Below are 410 nucleotides of genomic sequence, written 5' to 3' on the forward strand. Positions count from 1 at the left end.
TGGCTGGACCGCGGAATCGATGCGCTGGCACGCGAGGCCCAGGAAATGGTGGCGCAGGGATTTCGCGCCGTGAAGATGCGCTTGGGCATGGCGGACATGCTTGAAGATGTGCGCAGGGTGAAAGCGGTGCGAGAGGCCATCGGTCCTGGCGTGCGCTTGATGGCGGACGCCAATCAAGGCCTGAATGAAGCGCAGGCGATCCGCCTGGGTCGCCTTCTCGAAGAGCACGACCTGGCCTGGTTCGAGGAGCCGTTGCCCGCCTGGGATGTGGCGGGCCTGGCGCGCGTTGCGGCCGCGCTGGATCTGCCTGTCGCCAGCGGTGAAACCGAATACACCCGCTACGGATTTCGCCGCATGCTGGAACTGCGCAGCGCTGACGTGCTGATGCCGGACCTGCAACGCGTCGGCGG

1 protein-coding gene is annotated in these 410 nt (G+C 66.3%); it reads left to right on the forward strand.

Annotation, left to right across the window (positions count from 1 at the left end; all coding sequences use genetic code 11):
- Positions 1 to 45: 45 nt before the first annotated feature.
- Positions 46 to 410, forward strand: a 365-nt coding sequence (locus KDH83_RS31790) for an enolase C-terminal domain-like protein (protein ID WP_283093873.1), incomplete at its 3' end; no start/stop codon positions are given.

Source organism: Achromobacter sp. Marseille-Q0513 (assembly GCF_018195695.1).
Taxonomy (GTDB): Bacteria; Pseudomonadota; Gammaproteobacteria; order Burkholderiales; family Burkholderiaceae_B; genus Achromobacter.